General features: G+C 36.8%; 26 protein-coding genes and 2 pseudogenes. 14 read left to right on the top strand and 14 right to left on the bottom strand.

Translation table 11 applies throughout. The features are described from left to right. Positions 1–118: 118 nt before the first annotated feature. The 4 genes from ACFQ3N_RS13810 to ACFQ3N_RS13795 all read right to left on the bottom strand — a co-directional run bounded on the left by ACFQ3N_RS13810 (position 119) and on the right by ACFQ3N_RS13795 (position 2,954). Positions 119–283, bottom strand: a complete 165-nt coding sequence (locus ACFQ3N_RS13810) for a hypothetical protein (RefSeq protein WP_390363116.1) — start codon at positions 281–283, stop codon at positions 119–121. A gap of 84 nt (positions 284–367) precedes the next feature. Beyond that, positions 368–1,327: a metal ABC transporter substrate-binding protein gene (locus ACFQ3N_RS13805; protein WP_390363115.1), complete on the bottom strand. Its 960-nt coding sequence runs from the start codon at positions 1,325–1,327 to the stop codon at positions 368–370. Between the two features lie 26 nt (positions 1,328–1,353). Continuing rightward, positions 1,354–2,211: a metal ABC transporter permease gene (locus tag ACFQ3N_RS13800; RefSeq protein WP_390363114.1), complete on the bottom strand. Its 858-nt coding sequence runs from the start codon at positions 2,209–2,211 to the stop codon at positions 1,354–1,356. Continuing rightward, positions 2,211–2,954: a metal ABC transporter ATP-binding protein gene (locus ACFQ3N_RS13795; protein ID WP_390363113.1), complete on the bottom strand. Its 744-nt coding sequence runs from the start codon at positions 2,952–2,954 to the stop codon at positions 2,211–2,213. The genes ACFQ3N_RS13800 and ACFQ3N_RS13795 overlap by 1 nt, the downstream gene beginning before the upstream one ends. A 454-nt stretch (positions 2,955–3,408) precedes the next feature. Between ACFQ3N_RS13795 and ACFQ3N_RS13790 the strand changes: the two are divergent. The 3 genes and pseudogenes from ACFQ3N_RS13790 to ACFQ3N_RS13780 all read left to right on the top strand — a co-directional run. Continuing rightward, positions 3,409–3,795: pseudogene (locus ACFQ3N_RS13790) on the top strand (MBL fold metallo-hydrolase); the annotation flags it as partial. A 712-nt stretch (positions 3,796–4,507) separates the two neighbouring features. Continuing rightward, positions 4,508–5,083, top strand: a complete 576-nt coding sequence (locus ACFQ3N_RS13785) for a biotin transporter BioY (protein WP_390363112.1) — start codon at positions 4,508–4,510, stop codon at positions 5,081–5,083. Between the two features lie 393 nt (positions 5,084–5,476). Continuing rightward, complete coding sequence (locus ACFQ3N_RS13780) at positions 5,477–6,043, top strand: CBO0543 family protein (protein WP_390363111.1); 567 nt, start codon at positions 5,477–5,479, stop codon at positions 6,041–6,043. An 893-nt stretch (positions 6,044–6,936) separates the two neighbouring features. Here ACFQ3N_RS13780 and ACFQ3N_RS13775 read toward each other — a convergent pair. The 5 genes from ACFQ3N_RS13775 to ACFQ3N_RS13755 form a co-directional block, all read right to left on the bottom strand. Further along, positions 6,937–7,242 (bottom strand): MerR family transcriptional regulator, encoded by a 306-nt coding sequence (locus ACFQ3N_RS13775; protein ID WP_390363110.1) that lies wholly within the window; start codon positions 7,240–7,242, stop codon positions 6,937–6,939. 125 nt (positions 7,243–7,367) lie between these two features. Then, complete coding sequence (locus tag ACFQ3N_RS13770; RefSeq protein WP_390363109.1) at positions 7,368–7,529, bottom strand: Fur-regulated basic protein FbpA; 162 nt, start codon at positions 7,527–7,529, stop codon at positions 7,368–7,370. A gap of 35 nt (positions 7,530–7,564) precedes the next feature. After that, a complete protein-coding gene (locus ACFQ3N_RS13765) occupies positions 7,565–8,251 on the bottom strand; it encodes an LrgB family protein (RefSeq protein WP_390363108.1) in 687 nt (228 codons plus the stop codon). Further along, complete coding sequence (locus tag ACFQ3N_RS13760; protein ID WP_390363107.1) at positions 8,248–8,607, bottom strand: CidA/LrgA family protein; 360 nt, start codon at positions 8,605–8,607, stop codon at positions 8,248–8,250. The genes ACFQ3N_RS13765 and ACFQ3N_RS13760 overlap by 4 nt, the downstream gene beginning before the upstream one ends. Positions 8,608–9,434: 827 nt before the next feature. Continuing rightward, positions 9,435–10,763, bottom strand: coding sequence for a cation:proton antiporter (locus tag ACFQ3N_RS13755; RefSeq protein ID WP_390363106.1), 1,329 nt, complete (start codon positions 10,761–10,763; stop codon positions 9,435–9,437). A gap of 353 nt (positions 10,764–11,116) precedes the next feature. Between ACFQ3N_RS13755 and ACFQ3N_RS13750 the strand changes: the two genes are divergently transcribed. Continuing rightward, on the top strand, positions 11,117–11,404 hold the full coding sequence (locus ACFQ3N_RS13750; RefSeq protein WP_390363105.1) for a GlsB/YeaQ/YmgE family stress response membrane protein: 288 nt from the start codon (positions 11,117–11,119) through the stop codon (positions 11,402–11,404). Between the two features lie 6 nt (positions 11,405–11,410). Continuing rightward, on the top strand, positions 11,411–11,824 hold the full coding sequence (locus ACFQ3N_RS13745; protein ID WP_390363104.1) for a hypothetical protein: 414 nt from the start codon (positions 11,411–11,413) through the stop codon (positions 11,822–11,824). A 230-nt stretch (positions 11,825–12,054) separates the two neighbouring features. Here the strand turns inward: ACFQ3N_RS13745 and ACFQ3N_RS13740 are convergent, their stop codons facing one another. Then, on the bottom strand, positions 12,055–12,300 hold the full coding sequence (locus ACFQ3N_RS13740) for a hypothetical protein (protein WP_390363103.1): 246 nt from the start codon (positions 12,298–12,300) through the stop codon (positions 12,055–12,057). A 21-nt stretch (positions 12,301–12,321) separates the two neighbouring features. Beyond that, positions 12,322–12,567, bottom strand: a complete 246-nt coding sequence (locus ACFQ3N_RS13735; RefSeq protein ID WP_390363102.1) for a hypothetical protein — start codon at positions 12,565–12,567, stop codon at positions 12,322–12,324. A 70-nt stretch (positions 12,568–12,637) separates the two neighbouring features. On the opposite strand from ACFQ3N_RS13735, the gene ACFQ3N_RS13730 reads away from it, so the two are divergent. After that, a complete protein-coding gene (locus tag ACFQ3N_RS13730; protein ID WP_390363101.1) occupies positions 12,638–13,054 on the top strand; it encodes a MerR family transcriptional regulator in 417 nt (138 codons plus the stop codon). A gap of 363 nt (positions 13,055–13,417) precedes the next feature. On the opposite strand, the gene ACFQ3N_RS13725 is transcribed toward ACFQ3N_RS13730, so the two are convergent. Continuing rightward, entirely contained in the window at positions 13,418–13,882 is a 465-nt protein-coding gene (locus ACFQ3N_RS13725; protein WP_390363100.1) for a hypothetical protein, read from the bottom strand. Positions 13,883–13,967: 85 nt separating this feature from the next. Continuing rightward, a complete protein-coding gene (locus ACFQ3N_RS13720) occupies positions 13,968–14,555 on the bottom strand; it encodes a YitT family protein (RefSeq protein ID WP_390363099.1) in 588 nt (195 codons plus the stop codon). Between the two features lie 182 nt (positions 14,556–14,737). Here ACFQ3N_RS13720 and ACFQ3N_RS13715 point away from each other — a divergent pair, with 182 nt between their 5' ends. The 4 genes and pseudogenes from ACFQ3N_RS13715 to ACFQ3N_RS13700 form a co-directional block, all read left to right on the top strand. Further along, positions 14,738–15,658: a ParA family protein gene (locus ACFQ3N_RS13715; protein ID WP_390363098.1), complete on the top strand. Its 921-nt coding sequence runs from the start codon at positions 14,738–14,740 to the stop codon at positions 15,656–15,658. After that, positions 15,651–16,217 carry a hypothetical protein gene (locus ACFQ3N_RS13710; protein WP_390363097.1) on the top strand — a complete coding sequence of 189 codons (567 nt, stop codon included), beginning with the start codon at positions 15,651–15,653 and terminating at the stop codon, positions 16,215–16,217. Before ACFQ3N_RS13715 ends, ACFQ3N_RS13710 begins: the two co-directional genes overlap by 8 nt. A gap of 374 nt (positions 16,218–16,591) precedes the next feature. After that, on the top strand, positions 16,592–16,795 hold the full coding sequence (locus ACFQ3N_RS13705; RefSeq protein ID WP_390363096.1) for a rhodanese-like domain-containing protein: 204 nt from the start codon (positions 16,592–16,594) through the stop codon (positions 16,793–16,795). Between the two features lie 117 nt (positions 16,796–16,912). Then, positions 16,913–17,709: pseudogene (locus ACFQ3N_RS13700) on the top strand (MFS transporter); the annotation flags it as partial. A gap of 108 nt (positions 17,710–17,817) precedes the next feature. Here the strand turns inward: ACFQ3N_RS13700 and ACFQ3N_RS13695 are convergent. After that, positions 17,818–18,471: a TetR/AcrR family transcriptional regulator gene (locus ACFQ3N_RS13695; RefSeq protein ID WP_390363095.1), complete on the bottom strand. Its 654-nt coding sequence runs from the start codon at positions 18,469–18,471 to the stop codon at positions 17,818–17,820. A 631-nt stretch (positions 18,472–19,102) separates the two neighbouring features. On the opposite strand from ACFQ3N_RS13695, the gene ACFQ3N_RS13690 reads away from it, so the two are divergent. From ACFQ3N_RS13690 to ACFQ3N_RS13675, 4 genes are all read left to right on the top strand, one after another. Beyond that, positions 19,103–19,888, top strand: coding sequence for an enoyl-CoA hydratase (locus ACFQ3N_RS13690; protein WP_390363094.1), 786 nt, complete (start codon positions 19,103–19,105; stop codon positions 19,886–19,888). A gap of 66 nt (positions 19,889–19,954) precedes the next feature. After that, positions 19,955–21,121 (top strand): iron-containing alcohol dehydrogenase, encoded by a 1,167-nt coding sequence (locus ACFQ3N_RS13685; protein ID WP_390363120.1) that lies wholly within the window; start codon positions 19,955–19,957, stop codon positions 21,119–21,121. 15 nt (positions 21,122–21,136) lie between these two features. Then, on the top strand, positions 21,137–22,597 hold the full coding sequence (locus ACFQ3N_RS13680) for a CoA-acylating methylmalonate-semialdehyde dehydrogenase (RefSeq protein ID WP_390363093.1): 1,461 nt from the start codon (positions 21,137–21,139) through the stop codon (positions 22,595–22,597). A gap of 27 nt (positions 22,598–22,624) precedes the next feature. Then, a complete protein-coding gene (locus ACFQ3N_RS13675; protein WP_390363092.1) occupies positions 22,625–23,677 on the top strand; it encodes an enoyl-CoA hydratase/isomerase family protein in 1,053 nt (350 codons plus the stop codon). The last annotated feature ends 63 nt before the right edge of the window (positions 23,678–23,740 follow it).

Here is a 23,740-nt window from a genome sequence, read left to right as displayed (position 1 = left end):
TCCTTGAGGAAAGGTCCCCTCCTACTTGACCCATTAAGGCTTGCACTCCAGAGCATAAGGGCTTCTATGAAAGCAAAGTTCGCTTACTAAGAATTCCTTTAACGATAAGCCAAGTTTTCTAATAAATACCAGGCCCCTTTTCATCAAACTTTTGCATCATTTTAGTTATAGAGGAAGGAAGGACACCTAATGGAGAAGCTATATCCACTGACCGTTCATAGCCTTTTTCTTCAAACAATAAATATATTTTTTCTGAATAGTCCTCCATACTAGGTGTTGGCAAATATCTCCCATCCTTCCTATTTCTTATTATTGAATGGTTTTATTTTTTATTTTTTTGCTAGATTTGAATGAAACCCTTTGTCATTTAATTTGTTAATCCTTCAAAAATAGTTTTTATATTCCATTCCATCATTTTTATATACGTGTCTCCTTCTTCACCAGGTTTACCAAGAGAATCTGTAAATACGTCTCCTTTGATTTCAATACCTGTTTCTCTTGAAACCATTTCCATGCTACGGGGATCAATACTTGTTTCTAAAAATAGTGCTTGAATATCCTTTTCATTAATAATATCTACAATACGAGTAATCTGGTTCGGTGTTCCTTGGTTTTCTTGATTAATTTCCCAAATATATTCAGCCTCAAAATCATAAGCTTTACTAAAATATTTAAATGCACCTTCACTCGTAACTAATATACGTTTTTCTTTTGGGATTTCTTTAAAACGCTCAAAAGCATTATGATGAAGTGCCTCTAGTTCATTAATATAGTTTTCAGCGTTTTTTTCATAATCATCAGAATGTTCCGGGTCAATCTTTATTAAAGCATCTCTAGCATTTTCTGCATACTTAATCCCGTTTTGAACGTCTAACCATGCATGAGGGTCTTCTTCTCCTTCATTCCCTTCCGTTGTTAAGAACATCGGATCAACATTTTGACTTAACCGAAATACCGGTGCATTATCTCCCTTTTTTCCAGCGGTTCCTAGTAAGTTTTCAAACCATGAATTTCCAGCTTCAAGATTTAATCCATTGTAAAAAACTACATCAGCATCTGTTGTGTTTTGTACATCTAATGGGAGTGGTTCATACTCATGGGGATCGCCACCAATCGGTGCCAAGCTGTGAATCTTCACTCTATCCCCACCTATATTTTTTACAATGTCATAAAGAACAGAATACGTCGTAACTACCTCTAATTTATTATCCTCTTCAGTGTCGCCGTTCGTTTCACCATTTCCATATCCATATCCACTTGTTCCACAACCTACTAAAATAAACAATAAAAACAAGCCAATCATTAAGAATTTCGCTTTTTCCCTCATAAGTATCATACTCCTTTTTTAAATTTTTAAGTTAATCTTTTGCGTTTCCTTTTGGCGCTTAATTCCCTCCACAAAATCCCTTGTTTAGGTGAGAAGAGAAATGCTAGAAAGAACATAGATGTTGCTGCAAGCACAATAGTTGCACCTGAAGCCATATTGTAAACAAAACTAAAATATAGACCAATTACAGCGGTGCTTGCACCTATAATAGCTGAAACGAAAATCATTACGGATAAACGGTCCGTTAATAAATAGGCCGTTGCTGCAGGTGTAATAAGCATGGCAACCACGAGAACTATTCCAACTGTCTGTAATGACGCTACTGTTACCATAGTAAGAAGTGTCATTAAAAAATAATGGATGATTCTATTGGGTAGTCCGTAAGCTGCCGCCATTGTTGGATCAAAAGATGTAACAAGAAGCTCCTTGTAAAATAAATAAACAGATAATAAAACGATTACTCCGATACTAAGTGTTATCCACATATCTGAAGGGCGGACAGCCAGGACATTACCGAACAAAATGTGATATAAATCCGTACTAGTTTTTAGCATAGTAATAAGAATAATCCCTAATGCAAATGCGGCTGTAAACATAATCCCTATTGATGTATCATGCTTTATCCGACTATTTTGGCTAATATAACCAATCCCTATTGCTGTTAATACACCTGTGAAAACAGCTCCAAAAAAGAAATTGATTCCAAGCATATAAGATAAAGCTACACCAGGTAAAACAGCATGTGATATGGCTTCTCCCATCATCGCCATACCTCTTAAAATAATAAAGCAACCAATCACACCACAAATGACACCAACCATAACTGATGTTAAAAGTGCTTTTTGTAGAAAATCATAATAGAACAATGCATCAATAAAACCCACTATGCTTTCACCCCGATTTCCTCTAAAAAGGATAGCTCTCTTTCATAGGCTTTAATCATTACATCTGGACGGAGAACTTCATCCACATTACCAAAATGAATCAACTCTTTATTTAACAAAACCAATTTATCAAAGTAATCTTTTGCTTTACTTAGATCATGGTGAACAACAATCACGGATTTCCCCTTATCTCGCAAAACCTTTAGTAGATTTATAATGGTTTCTTCACTAGTTATATCAATTCCGACAAATGGTTCATCTAAGAAGAAAACATCGGCTTTTTGTGCAAGTGCTCTTGCAAGGAAAACTCGTTGTTGCTGTCCCCCTGACAATTCCCCTATTTGTCGATTATAAAAGTTTTCCATCCCAACCTGCTTTAGACACTCATACGCCCATTCTTTGTCTTTCTTCTTTGGACGATTAAATATACGTAAATTAGGATAGGTTCCTATTAAAACCGTATCAAGAACATGAATTGGAAAATCCCAATCAATTTGGCTACGCTGAGGAACATACGCGATGTTTTTACGAGTCTCAATTATCGTTCTTCCAAATATGTCAATTTCCCCTTTATCGATCGGAACCAAATTTAGCATAGCTTTTAGCAAAGTGGATTTACCTGCACCATTTGGCCCAATTATTCCGACTAAATTCCCCGGTTCAATCGATAAATTTATGCCATTAATTGCTTCTTTACCGAAATAAGAGACATGTAAGTCCTTAACTGAAATCGTAGAAATCATTTTAACCTCTCCTTTCTTTCCTTAAGTAATTATTGTTTCCTAAGGGAAACTTTTGGTCAAAAAAATATGTTTATGTCATGACACGATCCAAAGTCCTTTTACTAAAGGGGGATATTTGGGGTTTATTTTGTATGTTATGAATTCATATAAGTAACTGTGATTACCAAAACCACAAAATGGCTTCAAATTACATTTTGACTTTACGAACCTTTGTTTACTTTATGCAACTTTTGTTAATTGTATAACGTTAAAGAGTGTTTGTAAACAAAAAACTTTGATAAAGGCGCAATTATTTTTAAAGAGAGCTTATATAAGGCCTATCATGTCATCTACACAAATTCTCATTTTGTATGGATCATTACTAAACATGGTGAAATTTAAAATAACATATGGAATTTTATGTTAAAGTATGATCAATAATTGTTATATTTTAAATTAAGGAAATGATGTAACCCTCATAGACTCAGGAAAAGAAGAACATTTCGAGCACCTTGAAACTGCAATGAAAAGCATTGAAATCGATAAAAGAGACTTTTCTAACTTTATAGCGACTCACGGTCACAAAGACCACATAGGAGGAGTTCAATTTTTAGAGGATGTAGAAGGATTTATTCATAACCATGATTTAGAATTGTTACCAGAGAAGATTAAAAGCAAATTAAATCTGAATCTCTCTAACAATGGCGTAACTATAACCAATTTAGAATGTGTTCTCCTTGGGCATCATACCAAAGATTCTGTTGCGTTATATCATAACGATAGCAAAGTGCAATTTTGCGGTGATCATATTTGTTTCTTCGGAGAACCATTGAATGGAAAGTTGTCGAGGAAGGTAGGGTAGACAGAGAAAAATTTAAGAAATTTGTATTAGATTCGTCTCAAAGTGAAGAAATGAAAATACAACAAACCTTTGATTTGTGTATCAAAGGTTTAAGGGCAATCAACAAATTTGATATAAAATACCTGTGTACGGGACACGGATTGGTTTTAAAAAAATATTATAAACGGATTTATTTCAGATTTACTTGAATTTAAATAACAGTTAGAGAACTGATTCTATCGGGAGTTTAAGAACGGACTACTTCAGCAAGCCCTTTTCTTGCAATGTTTATGGGGCGGCAGAATACTAGAGAGGAGTTGGACAAATGCCGATTTGCCAGAATTGCGGCAATAAATGGAGTTGGAAGCAAGCCTGTAAAAAACCTTTTACATTAGACACTGGAATGACTTGCCCATATTGCGGGGGAAAACAATACGTACTTCACGTACAAGGAAAAAGACCGCTATGATTAGTTTTCTAGCACCTATCTTAATGCTTTATATTACCTCACTATACGTTCATTCGAGCACCTTTTTGGATCTAGGTAACACTCAATCAAATAATAAAAAGGAAAAAAATGATTTTTAGAGTATAAGTAAACTACAGTGTAACAGCTTACGTACTACCAGCTAAGAAAAATACTACCCTTATTAAAAATAATATGTTAATCTATTTATTGTCAACCATTTATTTATTTGGTTAACAATAATTAAACATATAGGGGGATCATCTTTTGACTACGAGTAAATCAAAACTAAGAGCAATTATTTTATGTGGTATTTTTGCAGCTGTAACAGCGGTATTGGCACAAATTGAGGTTCCACTGCCAATTGTTCCTATTAGTGGACAAACATTAGCAGTAGGGTTAACAGCAACGATTATTGGTAGTAGATACGGTGCAATTGCAATGACTTGTTATGCCTTATTAGGGGCAGTGGGTTTACCAGTTTTTGCTGGATTTAAAGGTGGAGTACAAGTATTAGTTGGTCCAACCGGCGGATACATATTCGGCTTTATTGTCACAGCGTTTGTAACAGGCTTTATTTTAGAAAAAACAAAACATAATATAACGATGGCAATGGTAGCCAACACTGTTGGAATGATTATTACGCTTATTTTTGGAGCGGTTCAGTTGAAAATTGTATTGGATATGACTTGGAATCAAGCGCTAGCCGCAGGAGTTTATCCGTTTATTGTAGTTGGACTCATCAAGGCATATTTAGCTAGTTGGCTCGGAATTACTGTCAGAAAAAGGTTAATTCAAGCTAATCTAATGGACCCTAGACCGACAAACAAATTAGCTGCATAAGAACAGAAAAACCTCACTCAAAAGAGTAACGGGTTCACTTCAGAGGTGCAAACATTAAAAACACATCATAAAACACACGGATTTTCACAAGGGAAATCTCGTGTGTTTTCTTATTGCTATATCAAGTTTTGAAAGAGTTTTTAATTTCGATTCACAGAATAATTCACAACAAGAGTGAAATATTTATTGTAGTGTATGTGATTTTATTGTGATTTATGGTGTGAATTTAAATGTGAATTGCAATATTTAGTAAATTCATATAAGGGAATATGGGTATTTATGTTAAAATAAATATAGAGATTGTGAACTGTTACACTTAAACTAACGGAGCAGAATAGTTTAACAAACAAAAGGTTAAAATACCGGATAATATATATTATCGGGTGGGGTATTATGAAGGAAAAACAATTAGAACTTTTGAATAAAATCAGGTCTATGGCTGAAGAGGTAACTCAATTTCAGATAGAGTATTGGAAATCTTTTTCCGACTTTGGCATATGGCAATTTTGGGTAGTAATTCTAATGTTAATCATACCCCTAATCGTGTTATTCATTTCAATTGATAAAGGTAAAATGTTGCTTCTTGGTTTTTTTGGACTTAACTATCATATATGGTTTGCTTATGTTAATTCTTTTGGTATTAGTCTGGGTTTGTGGGAATACCCTTACCAAATTGTACCTTTTTTACCCAGCTTTGCCTTAGACGCTTCATTAGTTCCGATTAGTTTTATGTTGTTATATCAATGGACGTTAAATCATAAAAAGAATATCTATCTATACTCTATACTACTATCAGGAATATTTGCCTTTGTATTAAAACCAATTATGGTAAACCTTCACTTTTTCCATATGTTTAAGGGAGTAAATTACGTTCATTTATTTCTATTTTATGTGGCATTTTTCATTGTATCTAAACTTATTACAAACTTGTTTCTATGGTTGCAACAAAAAGGAAATTAAATAAATTGTTCTTAAACAAACGGGTACCGCTCGACAAGTTCTGTTATAAGCGTTCTTAACGTGAGAAACAGGAGGTAAACAAGATTTATCTCAACTTTACAACCGAGAATGGGAATGATAGAACCATGTTTCTTGAAACCATTCCGTCAATACTCCTGCATGCGTCTTGACTGACAGGGCAAGGGGTTGTGCAGGTAGATTCGGCAGAACGAAGGCTAAAGCCATTCCTTCGGAAAAGGTATGCCGACGGATATGCCGCACGGCTGAAAAACTTGATAGGTGAGAATCGTTCTACTGAAAAAGAACGAATAACCGAAAGTAAGGGTCTAAAGTTACGAACATAGGGAAACTTATGTACCATCCAACGAACCTATGATTCTAAAGATAAACCAATATCGTCAACAATGCGGTTTGGAATCAAGTTTATAATCTTAAATCTATGAGTAACTAGGAACTTATAATTTAGTACATATCTTTAGGTGGAGTGCGGAGTGCTGGGAAACTAGCATGCTCCGTGTTGAGCAGGGGAAAAGCTGGAGATTACCTCAAACGCTTACCTATTGCTGACAAGAGTTGAAGAAGAAGTGTTTACGAGGGACCGTACGAACAATGTAGGGTAGCTCAAGAAGGAAGATGAGTTAAACACATTTTAAGTTGTAAAATTACATTGTATTGTTAAAGTTAGTAAATTGAAGGTGCCGGAGATATTCAATCATATCTCCAGCTTTTATTTCACATAAATCGCGGGTGCATCTTCTTTCCATCATACTCTAATGCAAAAAGTCTAACTTGTTTCCCCCACGTCGAAACGGGCAGTAGATGGAGACACTATTGAAATCCGATATATTGAACTACATTAGCACTTTTCTTCCTAGTTCAGCCTAGTCTATCTTTTATCGTAATTTTTTAAAGTGGGCGTTCAATTGACCACGGAGCATTTCATCACGAATATTAGTGTCTTTCTTTTTGTTCATCATATCTTTTCTAATTTCATTTGTTTGAACCCCATCTTCCCGCTTATCAGCAATCTTCATAAGAATTTCAATATCTGAAAAGGAATATGTTCTGGTACCACGTTTTGTTCTTTTAGGATAAATCAATCCACGTTCCTCATAATAACGAATTTTACGTTCAGATAAACCCGTTAATTCGTTAACAATACCAATTGTTATTACTTTTTTGTCTTTATAAGAAACCACGATATTTTCTCCTCTCAATTTTCTACGTTCACCTAAAGTACTGCTGTATGTTCTGGTTGTAATAAGATATAAGAGTAAACTTTTACTTTGAAATTTTCAAGATTAGTAGTATACAAATTGGAAGGCTAATTATGAAGGTTATAAAACTTATACATATTTTCGAGTTCGCTTAAGGTAAGTGATGAAAGGTCTTCATCAGAAACAATTAACAAGCCTGCCTCTTGAAGTTCTTGAATATAGAAATTTTTCAATTCTTCAACAGCTTCCCGAAGATAATTTTTTCTCATATTGCACCTCTATTTTACTAATAATGATTAGTTATTCACGTAAAGTATGAAAAGACCGGCGTTAAAACAGAAAGAAATAATGCTGAAGTAGTCATCGCAATACCTCCCATTGCACCTTCTTCTTCACCCCAAACAAGGGAGCGAGTTGCACCGAGCATCTGTGCTGATGTACCCATTGCTAATCCTTTTGCTGATTTACTTCTTATGCCGAGTTTATTTAATAATTGTGGACCAATTGTTAAAGAGATGAGGGCTGATATTATAACAAATAATACAGTAGTTGAGCTTAACCCTCCAAGGCCACTGGATACGGTCAATGCAATAGGAAGGGTTACTGACCTTGGAATTAGTGAGGCTAACAGTTGTTCCTGCAAATGAAAAACCTGGGACATTCCTAGAACAGTTATCACTCCTAGCGATGTGCCACATATTACACCAATACAAATTTTCTTGTAATTTTTCTTTAAAAAAGACCATTGTTTGTAAAGTGGAACCGCTAGTGTCACTACAGCAAACTGCAATAGGTAATTAAAGATGGAACTCCCTTCCTTATAGCTATCCACCTGTATGGGACAAACAAGTATCAAAAGAATAAGAAGGGAAGAGGCTGTGTATAAAGGATTTAACCATTCTTTTTTATATTTTAGATAAAATTTTAGACAGATATAGTAACAAACAATAGTAGTAACTAAGCAAAGAAGTACATTTTCGATAATTGTCATTTAACATTTCTCCTTTTTTCAGTCCATTCAACAGCAAATGCTGTGCCTAATAAACAGCAAATACTACTTACAATTAAAATAATCAAAACGTTCCAATGTAGAATTTCAAGAAAAGCTGATGATAAAAAAAGACCTGTAATTAGTGGGATAAATAGTATGGTAAGGTGCTTTAATTGAAAGGATGATGCTCTTTCAATCCATTCTAATTTTATGATCCCGGTTAGAAGACAAACGAAAAGAAGAAGCATACCAATAATACTGCCTGGTACAGGAATGTGAAATACCTTGACAATCCCGGACCCCAGTAGGAGGAAGCCTATAATTATAAATAACTGTAAAAACCAATTAGTTTTCACTATTCCCTCCATCCATTATTTATTTGTTAATTTTAGCTTAAAGCACCTAATGACGATTGTCAGTAAACTTGTAAGAAAATCTAACACAGTTTTTTAAAAATTTTCATAAATACGTAAGAAACCCTTACATTAGTCTGTTACTTTTTAGACAACGAGTGATATTGGTTGGATCAATGTTTCTAAGTAGGATGAGAATTAAAACTAGAAGGCGATACGACTGTACATTATAATAAAGATGAAAAATTACAAAATAATTAGTTGGAATTCGAATATACAATTGATTATGAGGGAAATGAAACTTTATCTAAAGGCGAGTTGATTAAAATTGCGTCTTCTATAATCAATAAATAAAAAGATTCTTATTAAGCTAACCTGCTTTAGTTTAACAACAGATATTAGAAAGAAAAATGGCTTGGATATTTTTCCAAGCCATTTTTACTGTGAATTTAATAGTGAAAGTTGTGTGATTATATGTGAGATTTAACTTGTGATTCACTGTTTTGCAGACGCAGATCACAAGTGAATCCGTTATCAAAAGAGTTGAGGTTTTTTAATTTATTGTTTGAGGATGGGAATGACGGAACCACGTTTCCCAAAAAACAAGGAACGTTGCAATAGGAACTGTCATCCTAAACGTTTGTTATCAGGTATGTACCGAAGTGCATTTATCCTTGTAAGGGTAGGGGCGCATGACTGATGAACCTCCTGTAATGGGAGTGGAGTAATAGCCCAAGTCTAACGAATGGAACGATTAGTTTCCACAAGTACATTGCAATAACTTCCCTCTTTTAAGTAGCAAACTTCGGAAACTATGTTGCTTTCACAATTTAGCGATCATTATTTGTGGATTTATTATTAAGTTGTTCTTTATTTTTTTCTGTAACTAAATTTTCATCTCCAGGCATTAATCTCCATTTCTTGTTCAGCACGATACGGAACCAAACACCAGGTAAGAATGAGGTCATTAATGCTACCATTACTAATATGGCAAAAAACTCCTGATTAACAATTCCCGTTGAATATGCTATGGAAGCTAGGACAATTCCCGGACCTCCCCTGTCATTGATAGCTATTGCAAGATTAAGACTAGTTAAAGGATCTTGCTTGATCAGCCTTGATGTTATATAAACGGATAGAGTTTGAACGAAACAAGCAAATAAAAGAAAACCAAGGAAATAAAATGGATTAAAATGTTGAATAAGATCTAATTGTAGCCCGACAATCGCAAAATATAGTGGAATAAACCAGGCAAAGCCAACTTTTGAAACAATATATTCAATTTTATCCACTTCATCTGTTGGAATGGACAGTTTGATCATAATACCAGCGAGAAGAGCTCCAAAAATGGTCTCTACATGAAGGTACCCCGCAAATGCTGCTAACATGAACATGGTAAATAGGAAATATCCAAGATGTGATGCTCTAAAAAGGAAATTGTTTTTAAGAAATGTGAAACGATTAAATAAAAAGTATGCAGTTAAAAGTATTCCACCAATAAAGCTAAGGTTTATTAAAACCGTTTTGAGTCCTAAACTAAATGTAATAATACCTTCTTGGCTTGCTATTGCTGTTGCATATCCTAATGCCACCCATAGAATAATATCGTGTATACCAGCACATGCAAGCACTATTTTAGCAAATCTAGTACGCATGATTCCTAAGTCGCTAAATATTTTTGATATAACGGGTATAGAGGTAACAGCAATGGATATAGCGATAACAATCTTGATCGCAAGTGGACTGTTTGCGCTTCCCATGTAGGAAGTAACATTTAATAGATCAGTAGCAAACCAACCTACAATAAATGCCGGGATGGTTGCCCCCACAACTAATGCAGAAGTAATTTTTACATCCGCTTTATTAAATTTTGTCTGAAATTTTAACCCTGAACTAAACATAAGCATTAGTAAGCCAAATTGATAAAGTAGTCCAAATAACTGATCCTCTGCATGGAAACCTAAAAACATCCATTGAAAAACATCAGGGAAAAAGTAGCCTAACAATGTTGGTCCAAGAACAAGCCCTGCTGTTATTTCACCAATAACTCGGGGGATGAGGATACGTTCTGCTAAAAAACCCAACAGGTGAGCTAAAGCTAATAAGCAGCCCATGGCGAACAGAAAATGTGCGACATCTATACTCTGTAGACTAAACATAACTTACTCTCCTTTCTTTATATACGGTATGCCAGTACATGAAAAGATGCATATGCGAGAGCACATATAAATAAAAATAGTGAAATGGCTCTTTATATTTGTGAAAACTGCTTTTTCTTTAGTTTTATTAACCGTTTACTGTTCGGATTTGATAACATACTAACTTTTAAATAAATAGCCATAAACCAGCACGATTGTTGTGTTATAACTGGGCTATTTAGAGGCGATATCGAGATTTTAAAAGAACACTAGTCATGAATCACGATAGTATTCGTGTATCAGTAGCGGATTTTTTTTAGCATTCGAACCCTTGATAAATAGATTACATAAGCTGGTAAAAAGGATTTTATAAAATGAGTATTATTACTATTCTTCTATCTGTTCTTATTGCAATGGTAATTGGTACTGTTGCGGATAAATTATCTCCATTTGATATGCCAGGAAGCTGGGCAGGAGCTATAATTGCTGGTTTTATTGGGGATTGGATTGGTACGCTGTTATTTGGAACATGGGGGCCTATGCTGGCGGGCTTTTCGTTAGTTCCCGCTCTGCTTGGTGCCATCATTGTAGCTATTGTCGCAGGCAGCATCGTCAAGCTCCTTAAGTTACCCAAAGTTTCAAGGGACAAGAGAAAGAGGTAGTGGTCAATGGATATTTTTTATAGTATATTATTTATTCTTTTCTTTTCCCTTATATTTGTCTGTCAAGTAAGAACCAAATTGATAATAGCAAAAGAAAGAAAAGACTATCTTTTAACGGGACAATTAAAAAAAGGTGCAGATTCAATTTTATTGTATACTTCACCTGGTTTTTACCTTTATACTTTTCATATTAAAAAAGGAAGAGCTAGGCTAAGTCATAACCAATTTAATCCTGATGGTGGAGCATGGACGATTGCTGCTAGTCATAACAGTTTTTATAATTTTGTTGGGCCTAGTGTTTTTGAAATAAAAGTAAAAATTGGCACATCATTCAACCAAGTCGATCAGTTGCTTATTGTAAATCCTTCCTTAACAAATGAATTAATCTTTTCTTATGACAAGAAGGAAATTGCTTCATAAGTGCTTTTTTATGCGAAATTAAAAAAATTCCTCTTCTGAAATGTTCACATATGGAGGAATGAAAACTTGTGCTAACGGGTTTTATTTAAGAAGAATAAAGTAAAACTCCCTTAACCTATAAAAGATTAAGGGAGTTTAATTTTATGATAACGTAAATTCTTCTCTTAAAAGATTTTTGACTTCTTTGCTTCCAAATAGTTTTAATTTTATCGAGTCAGCTTCACCACTAACTAGAGTGAAAATTTTATGAAAGGACAACAACGATATTCGAAAGAAATCCATTCAGTAATCTTCAATAATAATGATTGTTCATTGGGATAAATAAAGATATAACCAGAAGCGATTTCCTCAATTGAAAGGTTTTTAGTTAGTTCCTTTTTAAGTTCATCATAACGACTTCTTCCTTCTGTATCGAACACCGAGATATTACAAGCAATTCCTGATGTATTGCTACAGCCACAACTACATTCAGCCATTTTAAAATCTCCTTATGACAATTATTTATAGTTACACGAACCTGAAGAACAATTACAGCCTGTTCTTGCACTACACGTTCTGTTATTTTTTACCGTTTTTAAAATTAGAAAAGCAGATAAAGCCAAAGCAATCAGCAATACGCCCCATTTCCAATAACCAAAACTTATTCCAACTATACCCGCAACTCCAGCAATTCCAATAACGGGTAAAGCACAACATAGTGCACATAATCCAACTATTCCAATCCCAGCAACTAATTTTTTCAAAAAAATCACTCCCTTTTGTATTGTTAAATTGTAATACTTAAAGTAAGCTTTAAGTCAAGAGGTGATAATTATGGATTCTTTTCTTTCTATTGGGGAGTTAGCAAAACAGGCTGATGTTAACCCTTCAACTATTCGTTTTTACGAGTCAATTGGAATAATGCCTATTCCTAAAAGGGTAAATAGACAAAGACGCTATACAACTGAAGTTATTGACCAATTAAAATTTATAAAAACGGCTCAATTAGCTGGTTTTAGTAATCAAGAAATTATTGAACTGTTGGAAGGTTTTAATCAGGCTTCTCTATCAGAAACGTGGAGAAAAATGGCAAATATCAAGTGTGCTGAATTAGAGGAACAAAAAAAGCATATTGACGCAATGTTGGATGTATTACAAAGTGGTTTGGAGTGTAAATGCCTTACTTGGTCAGAATGTCACACAAAAGTAAATTTAAATGGCACTTGTTGTAAAGAAGCAATGGAAGGATGAGTTTTTTTGTTTAGAATTCTTTCTGTGTTTTTTGGTGGGGGTTAGATATATGATTGGGTCGGTGCTGGCATATGCTTTTCTGCATAAGTGCAACTAAGGATTGGCGTTAAGCCAAGTTTTCTAATGTTTTGGTAATGTTATTAGCTCCCCGTCAATAAAAAAGTTATCGACTAATGGTCAGGATTTTTTAAGAAGATATATAAGGATGTGATCATCGATGTTAAGATGTGCTTATGATTGTGTAATTTGGAGAAATAAAAGCAACACTCTTATTAAAGTGACAGGTAGCTTCAGTTGTTGAACATAATTATATGAAAAATCCCAGTTTAGGTAACTGAGATTTTTTTATACTGGAATTATATTCTATTCAAGATCCTCATCGTGCAAACGCTTGAACCCTTCCTGCTGCAGGTAATCGGCTGCGCCACTATAGGTTGCATAGGTCGCGTCCAGCATATCACCTGCATAAATATCCCATGAGTCATAATCAAAAATCACCTTAAGGGTTTGATTCTCCTCGTTTATCCATGTCTCTTCAAAAGGCTCTGGTTCTGTTAGAGATTTAATCGATTGTTCGATGATCGTACGAAGCTCTTGTTCGGTGAAATCACGGATGTTAACCATCCCTTTAGAGTCGGTTGTATAGGTATCTTCTATTTGTTCGGCATACACAAATCCGTTACCGTTTGGGTGCAAGCGATATACCACGATTTTTTTGTCCATGGCACTTTCGTTAAAGTGAAAATTGACACGACCAAGTGACACGTCGTTGCGCTGTAATTCAGGGAATGATTCTATAATTTCTAGTTTTTCTTCAAATGTACGCATGTTACCTCCATGTAGATGTGATTAAGTTTCAAGCCCTATTATACCACTTGATTTTTGAAAAATACGAGTGATTGGAGTTTCGCCTCTAATACTCCATGTTCCACGTGCACAAACTTGTACATATTCCAACAAAAAGAATGGTGATCGACGAAAGGAAAAACGATTGGGGTGAAATTAACAAACCTCCCAGGCTTATGATAAACACATCAAATACAAATATGATAATCCCAACGTTGACTTGGAAAATTCTCGATAAAAATTGTGCTAGGAGATCAAGGCCCCCTGTACTCGTTTTGCTGCGAAGCATAATGCCTATTCCCACACCAATACATATGCCGCCCAATATAGAACTTACTATGGAAGGAACGTGATACATGTCAATAAATTGATAATGAAAAGGGTAGAGGATATCGATAGCAAATGATGAAAATAACATCCCATGTAAACCATTGTAGAAATAGTCCCTATTATAAATCCAAGCTAAAACAAATATCGGGAGACTCAAGCTAATGATGACTAATCCAGCCTGTGTCCCGGTTAAGTACTTTATAATTAATCCTAATCCAATAATTCCTCCGTCCAGAAGTTCAAACGGCACCAGGAAAAAATTAATCCCAATTGATAGTAAAATACTTCCTAAGATAATACTGCCTGCTTTTTTGATGAGAGACATATATCAAAACCCATTTCCAAAATTATTTTTGGGACATGTTTTATTTATATGTAACTCATCTAGTAACTTGTCATTAAAAACTACATTTTTCCCTCACCCATGAAAAACAACCTAGTTCCTTGCATATACATAACAACACATATGCAACTAAGGGGGAGAACGATATTGGGGTAGTTTCAGTCATGAACTATAAAGGCGGTGTTGGGAAAACGACGTTATCAGCTAATATGGCAGCTGAATTAGCAAACAGAGGGAAAAAGGTATTACTGATTGATATGGATCCGCAAGCTAATTTAACCTTATCATTTATGAATATCGATGAATGGAAAAGTCTGGATCGACAAGGGAGAACAATCAAGCATTGGTATGATGATTTCCTGGATCACGAGGGTGAAGCAACGTTACAAGACTTAATTATGACCCCTACTCGGGTAAATCGGGTACTGGAGAATAACGGTGGGCGAATCGATATGATCTGTTCCCATTTGGAATTAATTCATGTCGATATGGAGCTTTCCAGCAGACTCGGAGGCAATACTGATCGAACGATCCGCAGTAACTATTTGAAGGTGTTATTGCGGCTTCGCATGAAACTGGATGATATAAAAAATACCTATGATATGGTGTTGATTGATTGTCCGCCAAATTTTAATTTAGTAACGCAAAACGCACTGGTGGCAAGTGAGGTGTACATAGCCCCAGCCAAAGCTGATTATTTATCGACACTAGGTATTGATACGTTAATTCGCCATGTCAATGCATTGAAGGCAAAATTCAACCAATACAGTACAGAAGCAAACAATCGAGTCTTCATTTCCCCTCGCATGCTGGGCGTGGTATTTACGATGGTTTCTTTTTATAGAGAGGGACCAATTGCTGTTCAAAAAGAATACATGAATCAAGTAGGGGAAGGTCATGTATGTTTTCGGAATGTATTGCGTGAGACCAAGACGCTATATGCAACAGCTCCAGAAACAGGCATTCCTGTCCTGTTAACGAAAGGAAATAGCCTTCCCCAGCAACTCATTCGAGATGAGATCAAGCAGATTGTGAGTGAGATGATGAGTTTATACACGGATCTAATAGGGGTGAAACATGGGTAAAAAAGAAACGGAGCAGATGCTCGGGATTACCATGGATTTTCTAAGTAGGCTGACGACAAAGCAATTTCAGGAACTGGTAAATGGAAATGCGGTAATTCGCTATGAAGCGAATGGTGATCATACAAAAGCATATGAACAGGTAATGGAGAAGATCAAACAAACAGCTATGGTGGAAAAACACATGAAGAACTACACAAAAAAGGAGCTCCTATCCTTTTGTCGTTATTTTAAGATAGACATTAAATCAAGAGATACCAAAAATGTAATCTTTCAAAAAATAGCAGTACATGTAAACCTCGGGGATTCTAAAAGCACACCAAAAGCTGTGAACTACAAGCAACTTGAGACTGCCCTACATAACTGCAACACGATAAAGGAGGCCAACGAACTGTTAAGGAATGAGAATCTGCTTTTGTTAAAAAAAGATATCACTGCATTTGCAAGAGAACTCGGCGTATATGTAAATCAGAAGTATACGAAACAGGAATTAACCGAACGGATTGTTGACTCGGTGGTGGGTGCGCGGATCAGAGGGAAACTTATCCGGATGGAGGATTAACCAAACAACTCCGCTTTAGTGTCTTTAAGAGGCTAAAGTGGAGTTTTTATTTGTAGATAAGAAAGCATATAACTTGAAAGTTCTGTATATTCATCTACAGAATCAGCCACGTCCAGCTCCGACGCACAGAACGTGGCGTTTTCATCGGCCAGCGCCTAGACACTCAGGGTCATTATTGCCAATGTGTCACAGCATTTCTCAAACACTCCACCATGCAAGATTAGTAAATTATAATAAGCAGGGAAATTTTGTTATCTATGAAATAGCCATGCCGCTGCTTGGAGATTTCATGCGCAGTTTGCATGGTTTATCGGAACAGCAATTGACACAGGTACAACATATTAAAACAGGGATTTTTGAATAACCAGTTTGACATGGACAACTTATCACTGCCAGATCTTAAAATGAAGATGGATAAAGGGGAAGTATTACTTTTGGATGTAAGGCCGAAAGAGGAATACGCTGAGGCGCATATCCCGGGAGCGGTGTCTATACCAATGGAAGAATTAGAAGAAAAATTAGCTGAATTACCGTCCAATCATGATGTGGTCGACTATTGCAGAGGCCCTACTGCTTAATATCAATAGAAGCGGTTGATTTATTAAAGACAAAAGGATTTAGTGCTTTTAGAAGAAAGTGTTCAAGACTGGGAGCGATTTATACAACAAGAAGGGTAAAAGGAGGTGGGTCTGATCATGTCATTTAAAACTAGCGATGTTCAACGATATATGGATTCCCCGGAAAAGCAACGACAGTTATATAAACGGACGCTGATCATCGTAATCATATCACAAATTTTTGGTGGTGCAGGGCTTGCTGCGGGTGTAACTGTCGGAGCACTGCTTGCACAAGACATGCTGGCAACAGACAGTTTTACTGGGCTACCGGCTGCTTTGTTTACGTTAGGTTCAGCAGGGGCAGCGCTAATCGTAGGACGACTTTCCCAACGATTTGGTCGCCGGTCCGGACTAGCTGTAGGATTCCTGACTGGGGGATTGGCGCGATTGGGGTAGTGGTTGCGACAGTAACAGGTAATACACTATTACTGTTTGCATCCCTATTAATCTATGGTGCTGGTACCGCGACTAATTTACAAGCCCGTTATGCAGGTACTGATTTAGCAAAACCGAAACAGCGTACGACTGCAGTAAGTATCGCCATGGCATCCACTACATTCGGTGCTGTTGCGGGACCAAATCTGGTAGATGTTATGGGGAGATTTGCTACATCTATCGACGTTCCTGCTCTAGCCGGACCGTTCATTCTGGCAGCAGCCGTTTTCATCCTTGCCGGGTCAGTGCTACTCATGTTTCTTCGACCAGACCCTCTTCTTGTTGCGAAAGCCATTGCTGAGGCAGAGAATGCAGAAGAGCGTCATCAGGTGGACACGAATGCTGAATCAGCAGCAGTAAATAAGCGAGGAATCGCTGTCGGGGCAACGGTAATGGTGTTAACCCAACTGGTTATGCTCGCCATTATAACCATAACTCCATAGATCCAATCTATTAGGGAAAGGGTAAATACCTATATCTATTATAGTATGAAAATTGGTTTGATTGTTACTAATACTAATTTTATCTATCATTTTTGCTTCCTTCTTTTATATCTTATTTTTTGGAAGCACCGTAGAATTAATGTTAGTGATCTCTTTTTCACCAGAAATTTCTCCATTCATCAAATATCCCAAAATTGTTTTATAACATACGTCACGGTAAAACCCATGTAGTTCACTTTGATTTCTCATTAGCCACTGCAAAAGACAACCGTCAATAGAAGCTCGTATGGCAACTCCAGCTACGTCAATATCAAAATCGGGGAAAACCCCCTCCCTTTGTCCAATCGAGGCAATTTCCCTACCTATTGACCAGCAGTTTTCATAAAATCTGTTATTAATTTCTCGGTAATTTGAAGAATGATTAGCTTGTGCAAGAAAGTCTAAATACACGCGAAAGAATTGTTTATTCTTTTCAGGACTAGAAAATGCAGCATTCACATAGGCTTCTAATTTTTCCATAGCGGTATATTTACTACTCACTGCGGCACTTTCATTTTCATAAATCCGTTGAGTAAGCCATTCAAAAAGGTGCCCGAACACATCGGCCTTACTTTTAAAGTAATAATTTGTGACTCCTTTACTGACCCCCGCATAATCAGCAATGTCCTGCAGGGTTACGGTATTAAAACCTTTGTCTGATAATGCATTTAAAGATGCCCGCAAAATCTGATTACGACGATTCTTTTCTTTATAATTCATAGTGTTCCTCCATATCGAAATTTAGAAATTCGGTATTCACCGGGTTAAAGGGATACATGTTTTCTTATCCATCAATTTATGTTATCTCTTGCTCGGTATAAGGGAATTATGTGCAAAATATTTTCACGAAAGCTACAAAAATCAGTTGCCTTTTCGAGTACGAGAGTTGAAGGTGATTTTTCCTTTTAATAGAGAATATGCTCTTTTAATAGAGAATATGAAAGTTAGTTTTAAGTCAGGTCCAGGCATATTACTCAGCGATAGACAGCTTTGGTCATAAAGACAAGGATCTCTATCCTTCAAGAATACAAAAAAGTTAAGTGATGTCTAATGTGATTAGGAACTACATTCGCTAAATCTCCCGCTTTATTTGGCTTCTAATAAATAGTAATTTTTGTGATGTGTAAACATCTAATTAAGCATTATTGTTACTAGGAGTTGGTAATTTTGATTTTATAGAAATTCTAAAATTTAACTGGTTTTTGATGTATGAAAATGTCCTAATAACAAAATTCTGACCGGATAGATAGTTTGAATTTTCGGAAAAATATTTTGACCGTACAGATAATAACATGCATATTATATTAAGATTAGTCGTAATATTATAAAGAAAGGAAGGTGGTGCTAGATTATGAATTTTAAAAATGTATTATTTAAAGTAGAAAATCATGTTGCGTATGTATCTGTTAATAACCCGCCTGCAAACGCTCTAAACAGTGACATGATAACAGGAGTAAAGGATTGTTTTGAATATCTGTCTAAGGATGAAGATGTGAAGGTTGTTGTTTTAACTGGAGAAGGAAAGTTTTTTGTTGCAGGCGCCGACATTAAAGAGTTTACAAAGGGATTTGACAATACAGAGATAGGAGAATCAATGGCTGAAGCAGGTCAAGAATTGTGTGACAAGATTGAACAAATGGAGAAGCCAGTCATCGCAGCGATAAACGGTGCGTGTCTTGGCGGTGGTTTGGAATTAGCAATGGGGTGCCATTTACGAATTGCAGCCAATGAGGCAAAAATCGGCTTACCAGAACTCACGCTAGGATTGATCCCAGGGTTTGGCGGTACGCAAAGGCTGTCGAGATTAACAAACAAGGCAAAAGCGCTGGAATTGATATTGACAAGTGAATTTGTTAATGGAGAAGAAGCAGCCAATATTGGTCTAGTCAATCTTTCTGTTCCACTAGATGAACTTACTGCCGTAACCAAAAAGTTAGCAGAGTCCATAGCTCTTAAGAAAAGCTTACCTTCCATAAATGCAGCGGTTCAGGCAGTGAACCAAGGGTTTGATATGTCTCAATCAGACGGGTTAGCTCTTGAAGCAAAATTATTTGGTCAGATGTTTGGAACGGATGATATGAAAGAAGGTGTCAATGCTTTCTTAGAAAAGAGATCGGCTGTTTTTCATGATAAATAGAATGATAGTTTTTGAATGTGTAAACAAAAGGAGGCTTTTTCTGTGAATTCGTATCACCAACTGTTAATGCCTAACAGAATCGTATACGGTTCAGGATCTTTTCAACAAATTGGCCAAATTGTAAGTGAGCTAGGCAATAAGGCATTGGTTATAAGTGATTCTGTTATGAAAAAAATGAATCGGGTGAAAGAATGCGTTGTCCTAAATGAAGAAGCAGGTATTTCTACTGCAATTTATAGCGAAGTAAATACCGAGCCAACAGATGTCCATGTTCGTGAGGCAATGGAAATATGCCGTGAAAACAACTGTGAGGTAATTATTGCTGTCGGTGGTGGTAGTTGTATCGATACAGCAAAGGCAGTGGCTGTAATGATGACAAATGATGGGGAGATTGGAGAGTACTTTCGAGAAAAAATACCATTCCCGAATAAACCTCTTCCATTAATCGCTATCCCTACAACCGGAGGTACCGGATCTGAAGGAACGAAAGTGACAGTGATTACGGATACGGTCAACCAAGTAAAAATGATGATTTCTCAACCCGAATTACTACCTGCTGTCGCCATTGTTGATCCACTATTAACCCTATCATGTCCGCGGTCAATCACGGCTGCAACTGGTGTCGATGCTTTATGTCATGCGTTAGAAGCGTATATTTCGCGATTAAAACATCCTGTCTCAGATATGTATGCGCTTACGTCGATTGATTTAATTACGAAGTATTTACTTAGGGCTTATGAAAATGGTGAAGACATTGAAGCGAGGGAAAAAATGTCTCTAGCAGCCATGTTAGCTGGTATTGCTTTCTCGAATTCTTCTGTGACGTTGGTTCATGGAATGTCACGCCCCATTGGTGCGGTGTTCCATATTCCTCACGGGTTCTCCAATGCGATGTTGTTAGCAACGGTTTTAACATTTACGAAAGATGCAGCTGTTCAGCGGTTTGCTAGCATTGGGAAACATATTTTAGACACAGATGATGGATCCGATGAACAATTAGCTGACGAAGTTATCCAAAAGATTATCAAACTATGTAATGATCTAGACATTCCGAACATGAAGAAGTGGGGAATTGACAAAGAATCATACGACATTGCCATACCAAAAATGGCGGCAGACGCGATTGCCAGTGGAAGCCCGGCAAATAACCCAAAGGTACCCACTCAAGAACAAATCGAACAACTTTATTATAATGCCTATGAATTTAATTATGAAGTCGAAAAAATTCATTAGTTGAAGGGGATTAATATGTCTATTGTTACAAGAAGTGAGACGTTAAAAAACTATATTGGAGGAGAATGGACGGAATCAACTTCCGAGAAAAGTGAGGAAGTTGTCAATCCGGCAACAGGGGTAGTGCTATGCTCTGTTCCTCACTCCAACCAGAATGATCTAAATCGAGCGGTAATGGTTGCTAAAGAAACATTTAAAGAATGGAGGAAGACACCGGTTCCTCGGAGAGCACGTATCTTGTTCAAATATCAGCAACTATTAGTGGAACATTGGGAAGAGTTAGCCGAATTAGTAACCAAGGAAAACGGAAAAACCTATAAGGATGCTTACGGCGAAGTGCAGCGCGGAATTGAGTGTGTCGAATTTGCAGCAGGAGCACCTACTTTGATGATGGGTAGTCAATTACCGGATATTGCAACCAATATTGAGTCGGGCATGTATCGATACCCAGTTGGTGTAGTTGGTGGTATTACCCCATTTAACTTCCCAATGATGGTGCCATGCTGGATGTTTCCACTTGCCATTGCATGCGGTAATACATTTATATTGAAGCCCTCAGAAAAAACACCAATGCTTGCTAATCGTTTAGCAGAATTATTTACGGAAGCTGGTTTACCAGATGGCGTATTAAATGTCGTGCATGGTGCCCATGAAGCAGTAAATGGGATATTAGATCACGAACACATTAAAGCGGTTTCATTTGTCGGTTCACAGCCAGTTGCAGAATATGTCTATAAGACAGCTGCTGCAAATGGAAAACGTGTTCAGTCTTTGGCCGGAGCGAAGAACCATTCCATTGTTATGCCAGATGCCGATCTTGATCTTGCCGTTAAGAATATCATGGAAGCTGCATTCGGTTCTGCTGGGCAACGCTGTATGGCTTGTTCGGTAGTGGTGACAGTTGGTGATATTGGTGATGAACTAGTTAGAAGATTAGTAGAAGCAGCAGATGAGATCAAAATTGGAAATGGAATGGAGAAGGATGTCTTCCTTGGTCCTGTCATTCGTGGGTCGCAGCGGAAACGAACCATCAAGTATATTGAGTCAGGCGAAAAGGAAGGATGTCAACTCGTTCGCGATGGACGAAAAGATCGTATATCGGATAAACAAGGATACTTCATTGGGCCAACAATTTTTGATCATGTTAAACCAGGAATGATCATTTGGAAGGATGAGATTTTTGCACCATTGTTATCCGTGGTTCGTGCTGAGAACCTGGAGGAAGCAATCGATATTACGAACCAATCTGAATTTGCTAATGGGGCATGCCTTTTTACGACGAATGCAAAAACGGTAAGGGAGTTTCGTGAAGAGATGGATGCAGGTATGTTAGGGGTTAACCTTGCTGTTCCAGCACCGATGGCTTTCTTCCCGTTTTCTGGATATAAAAATTCCTTCTATGGAGATCTCCATGCCAATGGAAAAGATGGTGTCGATTTTTACACGCGAAAAAAAATGCTAACAGCTCGTTACTAATTTTACAAACGGATGAGGGGAATTGAAATGTTACAAGACTCACATGTCATAACCAATGTTCAAAATGGAGTAGCTTGGATACAACTCAATCGACCGAAGGCAATCAATGTTCTTAATGCTGAGATGGTGGAAGAAATAGATCATAAGTTAAAAGAATGGAAAGACAACGACAATATTGCGCTTATTTGTATCTATGGTTCCGGAGACAAAGGTTTTTGTGCTGGAGGTGATATGAAGGATCTATATGAATGTAGGGATATCGATGTGAAGGATCGGGCTTATCGATTTTTTTCCAAGGAGTATGCGATGGATTTGGATATTCATACTTATCCAAAGCCGGTTCTCGTTTATATGGATGGAATTATCATGGGAGGAGGTGTGGGCGTTGCAATCGGTGGAAGCTACCGATTGGTAACGGAACGTACCAAATGGGCAATGCCGGAAACGAGTATCGGTTTTTACCCTGACGTTGGAGCAAGTTATTTTTTAAATAAATTACCTGGTCAAATTGGCCTTTATCTTGGTCTGACAGGTTCTGTCATAGGTGCCGCAAGTGTGCTTTATGCAGAAGTGGCGGATGCTTATATAGAGAGTGGGAAGTGGGACGATTTGATGAATGCAATCCAGAAGCACAATTGGTCAACATCAACGGTAGACTCTGATATCAAGTCTGTTCTTAACAAACATACGTCTCAAGTCCCTGATGGATCATCACTTGCCGTTCTACAAACCAAAATTGATGAACACTTTTCTTACCATACAGTGGAGCAAATCATGGAATCTTTAGGCAAAGCTGCAAGAGAAGAAGGCGATGAATGGGCTAAAAAGACGTTGCACGTGTTAATGTCTAAATCACCGATTGCCCTAAAGATTACACTGAAGCAACTCGTTACAAGTCAAGCATTATCACTAAACGATTGTTTTACGAAAGAACTGAAATTAAGTATGAGCATGATGAGAAATGATGACTTTTATGAAGGTGTAAGATCCGTGTTAGTCGATAAAGACCATCATCCAAAGTGGGAGCCAAACACCTTAGAAGATGTGACAGATGAACGTATTCAGTCATTCATGAATTGAATGCATTTTCAATATAAAGTTTCGGTTTATAAAATACTTTATTAATAAATAGAAGGGGAGATT

Source organism: Virgibacillus byunsanensis (assembly GCF_042675965.1).
In the GTDB taxonomy this organism is placed as follows: domain Bacteria; phylum Bacillota; class Bacilli; order Bacillales; family Amphibacillaceae; genus Virgibacillus_R; species Virgibacillus_R byunsanensis.
Note: the sequence above shows the minus strand (reverse complement) of the source record. Positions and strands in the feature narration are given on the sequence as shown.

Excerpts from the sequence above, each read along its gene's own strand:
- ACFQ3N_RS13805 (WP_390363115.1), bottom strand. The coding sequence starts at position 1,327 with ATGAGGGAAAAAGCGAAATTCTTAATGATTGGCTTGTTTTTATTGTTT.
- ACFQ3N_RS13795 (WP_390363113.1), bottom strand. The coding sequence starts at position 2,954 with ATGATTTCTACGATTTCAGTTAAGGACTTACATGTCTCTTATTTCGGT.
- ACFQ3N_RS13780 (WP_390363111.1), top strand. The coding sequence starts at position 5,477 with ATGAAGGAAAAACAATTAGAACTTTTGAATAAAATCAGGTCTATGGCT.
- ACFQ3N_RS13770 (WP_390363109.1), bottom strand. The coding sequence starts at position 7,529 with ATGAGAAAAAATTATCTTCGGGAAGCTGTTGAAGAATTGAAAAATTTC.
- ACFQ3N_RS13765 (WP_390363108.1), bottom strand. The coding sequence starts at position 8,251 with ATGACAATTATCGAAAATGTACTTCTTTGCTTAGTTACTACTATTGTT.
- ACFQ3N_RS13755 (WP_390363106.1), bottom strand. The coding sequence starts at position 10,763 with ATGTTTAGTCTACAGAGTATAGATGTCGCACATTTTCTGTTCGCCATG.
- ACFQ3N_RS13750 (WP_390363105.1), top strand. The coding sequence starts at position 11,117 with ATGAGTATTATTACTATTCTTCTATCTGTTCTTATTGCAATGGTAATT.
- ACFQ3N_RS13745 (WP_390363104.1), top strand. The coding sequence starts at position 11,411 with ATGGATATTTTTTATAGTATATTATTTATTCTTTTCTTTTCCCTTATA.
- ACFQ3N_RS13740 (WP_390363103.1), bottom strand. The coding sequence starts at position 12,300 with ATGGCTGAATGTAGTTGTGGCTGTAGCAATACATCAGGAATTGCTTGT.
- ACFQ3N_RS13730 (WP_390363101.1), top strand. The coding sequence starts at position 12,638 with ATGGATTCTTTTCTTTCTATTGGGGAGTTAGCAAAACAGGCTGATGTT.
- ACFQ3N_RS13725 (WP_390363100.1), bottom strand. The coding sequence starts at position 13,882 with ATGCGTACATTTGAAGAAAAACTAGAAATTATAGAATCATTCCCTGAA.
- ACFQ3N_RS13720 (WP_390363099.1), bottom strand. The coding sequence starts at position 14,555 with ATGTCTCTCATCAAAAAAGCAGGCAGTATTATCTTAGGAAGTATTTTA.
- ACFQ3N_RS13715 (WP_390363098.1), top strand. The coding sequence starts at position 14,738 with ATGAACTATAAAGGCGGTGTTGGGAAAACGACGTTATCAGCTAATATG.
- ACFQ3N_RS13710 (WP_390363097.1), top strand. The coding sequence starts at position 15,651 with ATGGGTAAAAAAGAAACGGAGCAGATGCTCGGGATTACCATGGATTTT.
- ACFQ3N_RS13705 (WP_390363096.1), top strand. The coding sequence starts at position 16,592 with ATGGACAACTTATCACTGCCAGATCTTAAAATGAAGATGGATAAAGGG.
- ACFQ3N_RS13695 (WP_390363095.1), bottom strand. The coding sequence starts at position 18,471 with ATGAATTATAAAGAAAAGAATCGTCGTAATCAGATTTTGCGGGCATCT.
- ACFQ3N_RS13690 (WP_390363094.1), top strand. The coding sequence starts at position 19,103 with ATGAATTTTAAAAATGTATTATTTAAAGTAGAAAATCATGTTGCGTAT.
- ACFQ3N_RS13685 (WP_390363120.1), top strand. The coding sequence starts at position 19,955 with ATGCCTAACAGAATCGTATACGGTTCAGGATCTTTTCAACAAATTGGC.
- ACFQ3N_RS13680 (WP_390363093.1), top strand. The coding sequence starts at position 21,137 with ATGTCTATTGTTACAAGAAGTGAGACGTTAAAAAACTATATTGGAGGA.
- ACFQ3N_RS13675 (WP_390363092.1), top strand. The coding sequence starts at position 22,625 with ATGTTACAAGACTCACATGTCATAACCAATGTTCAAAATGGAGTAGCT.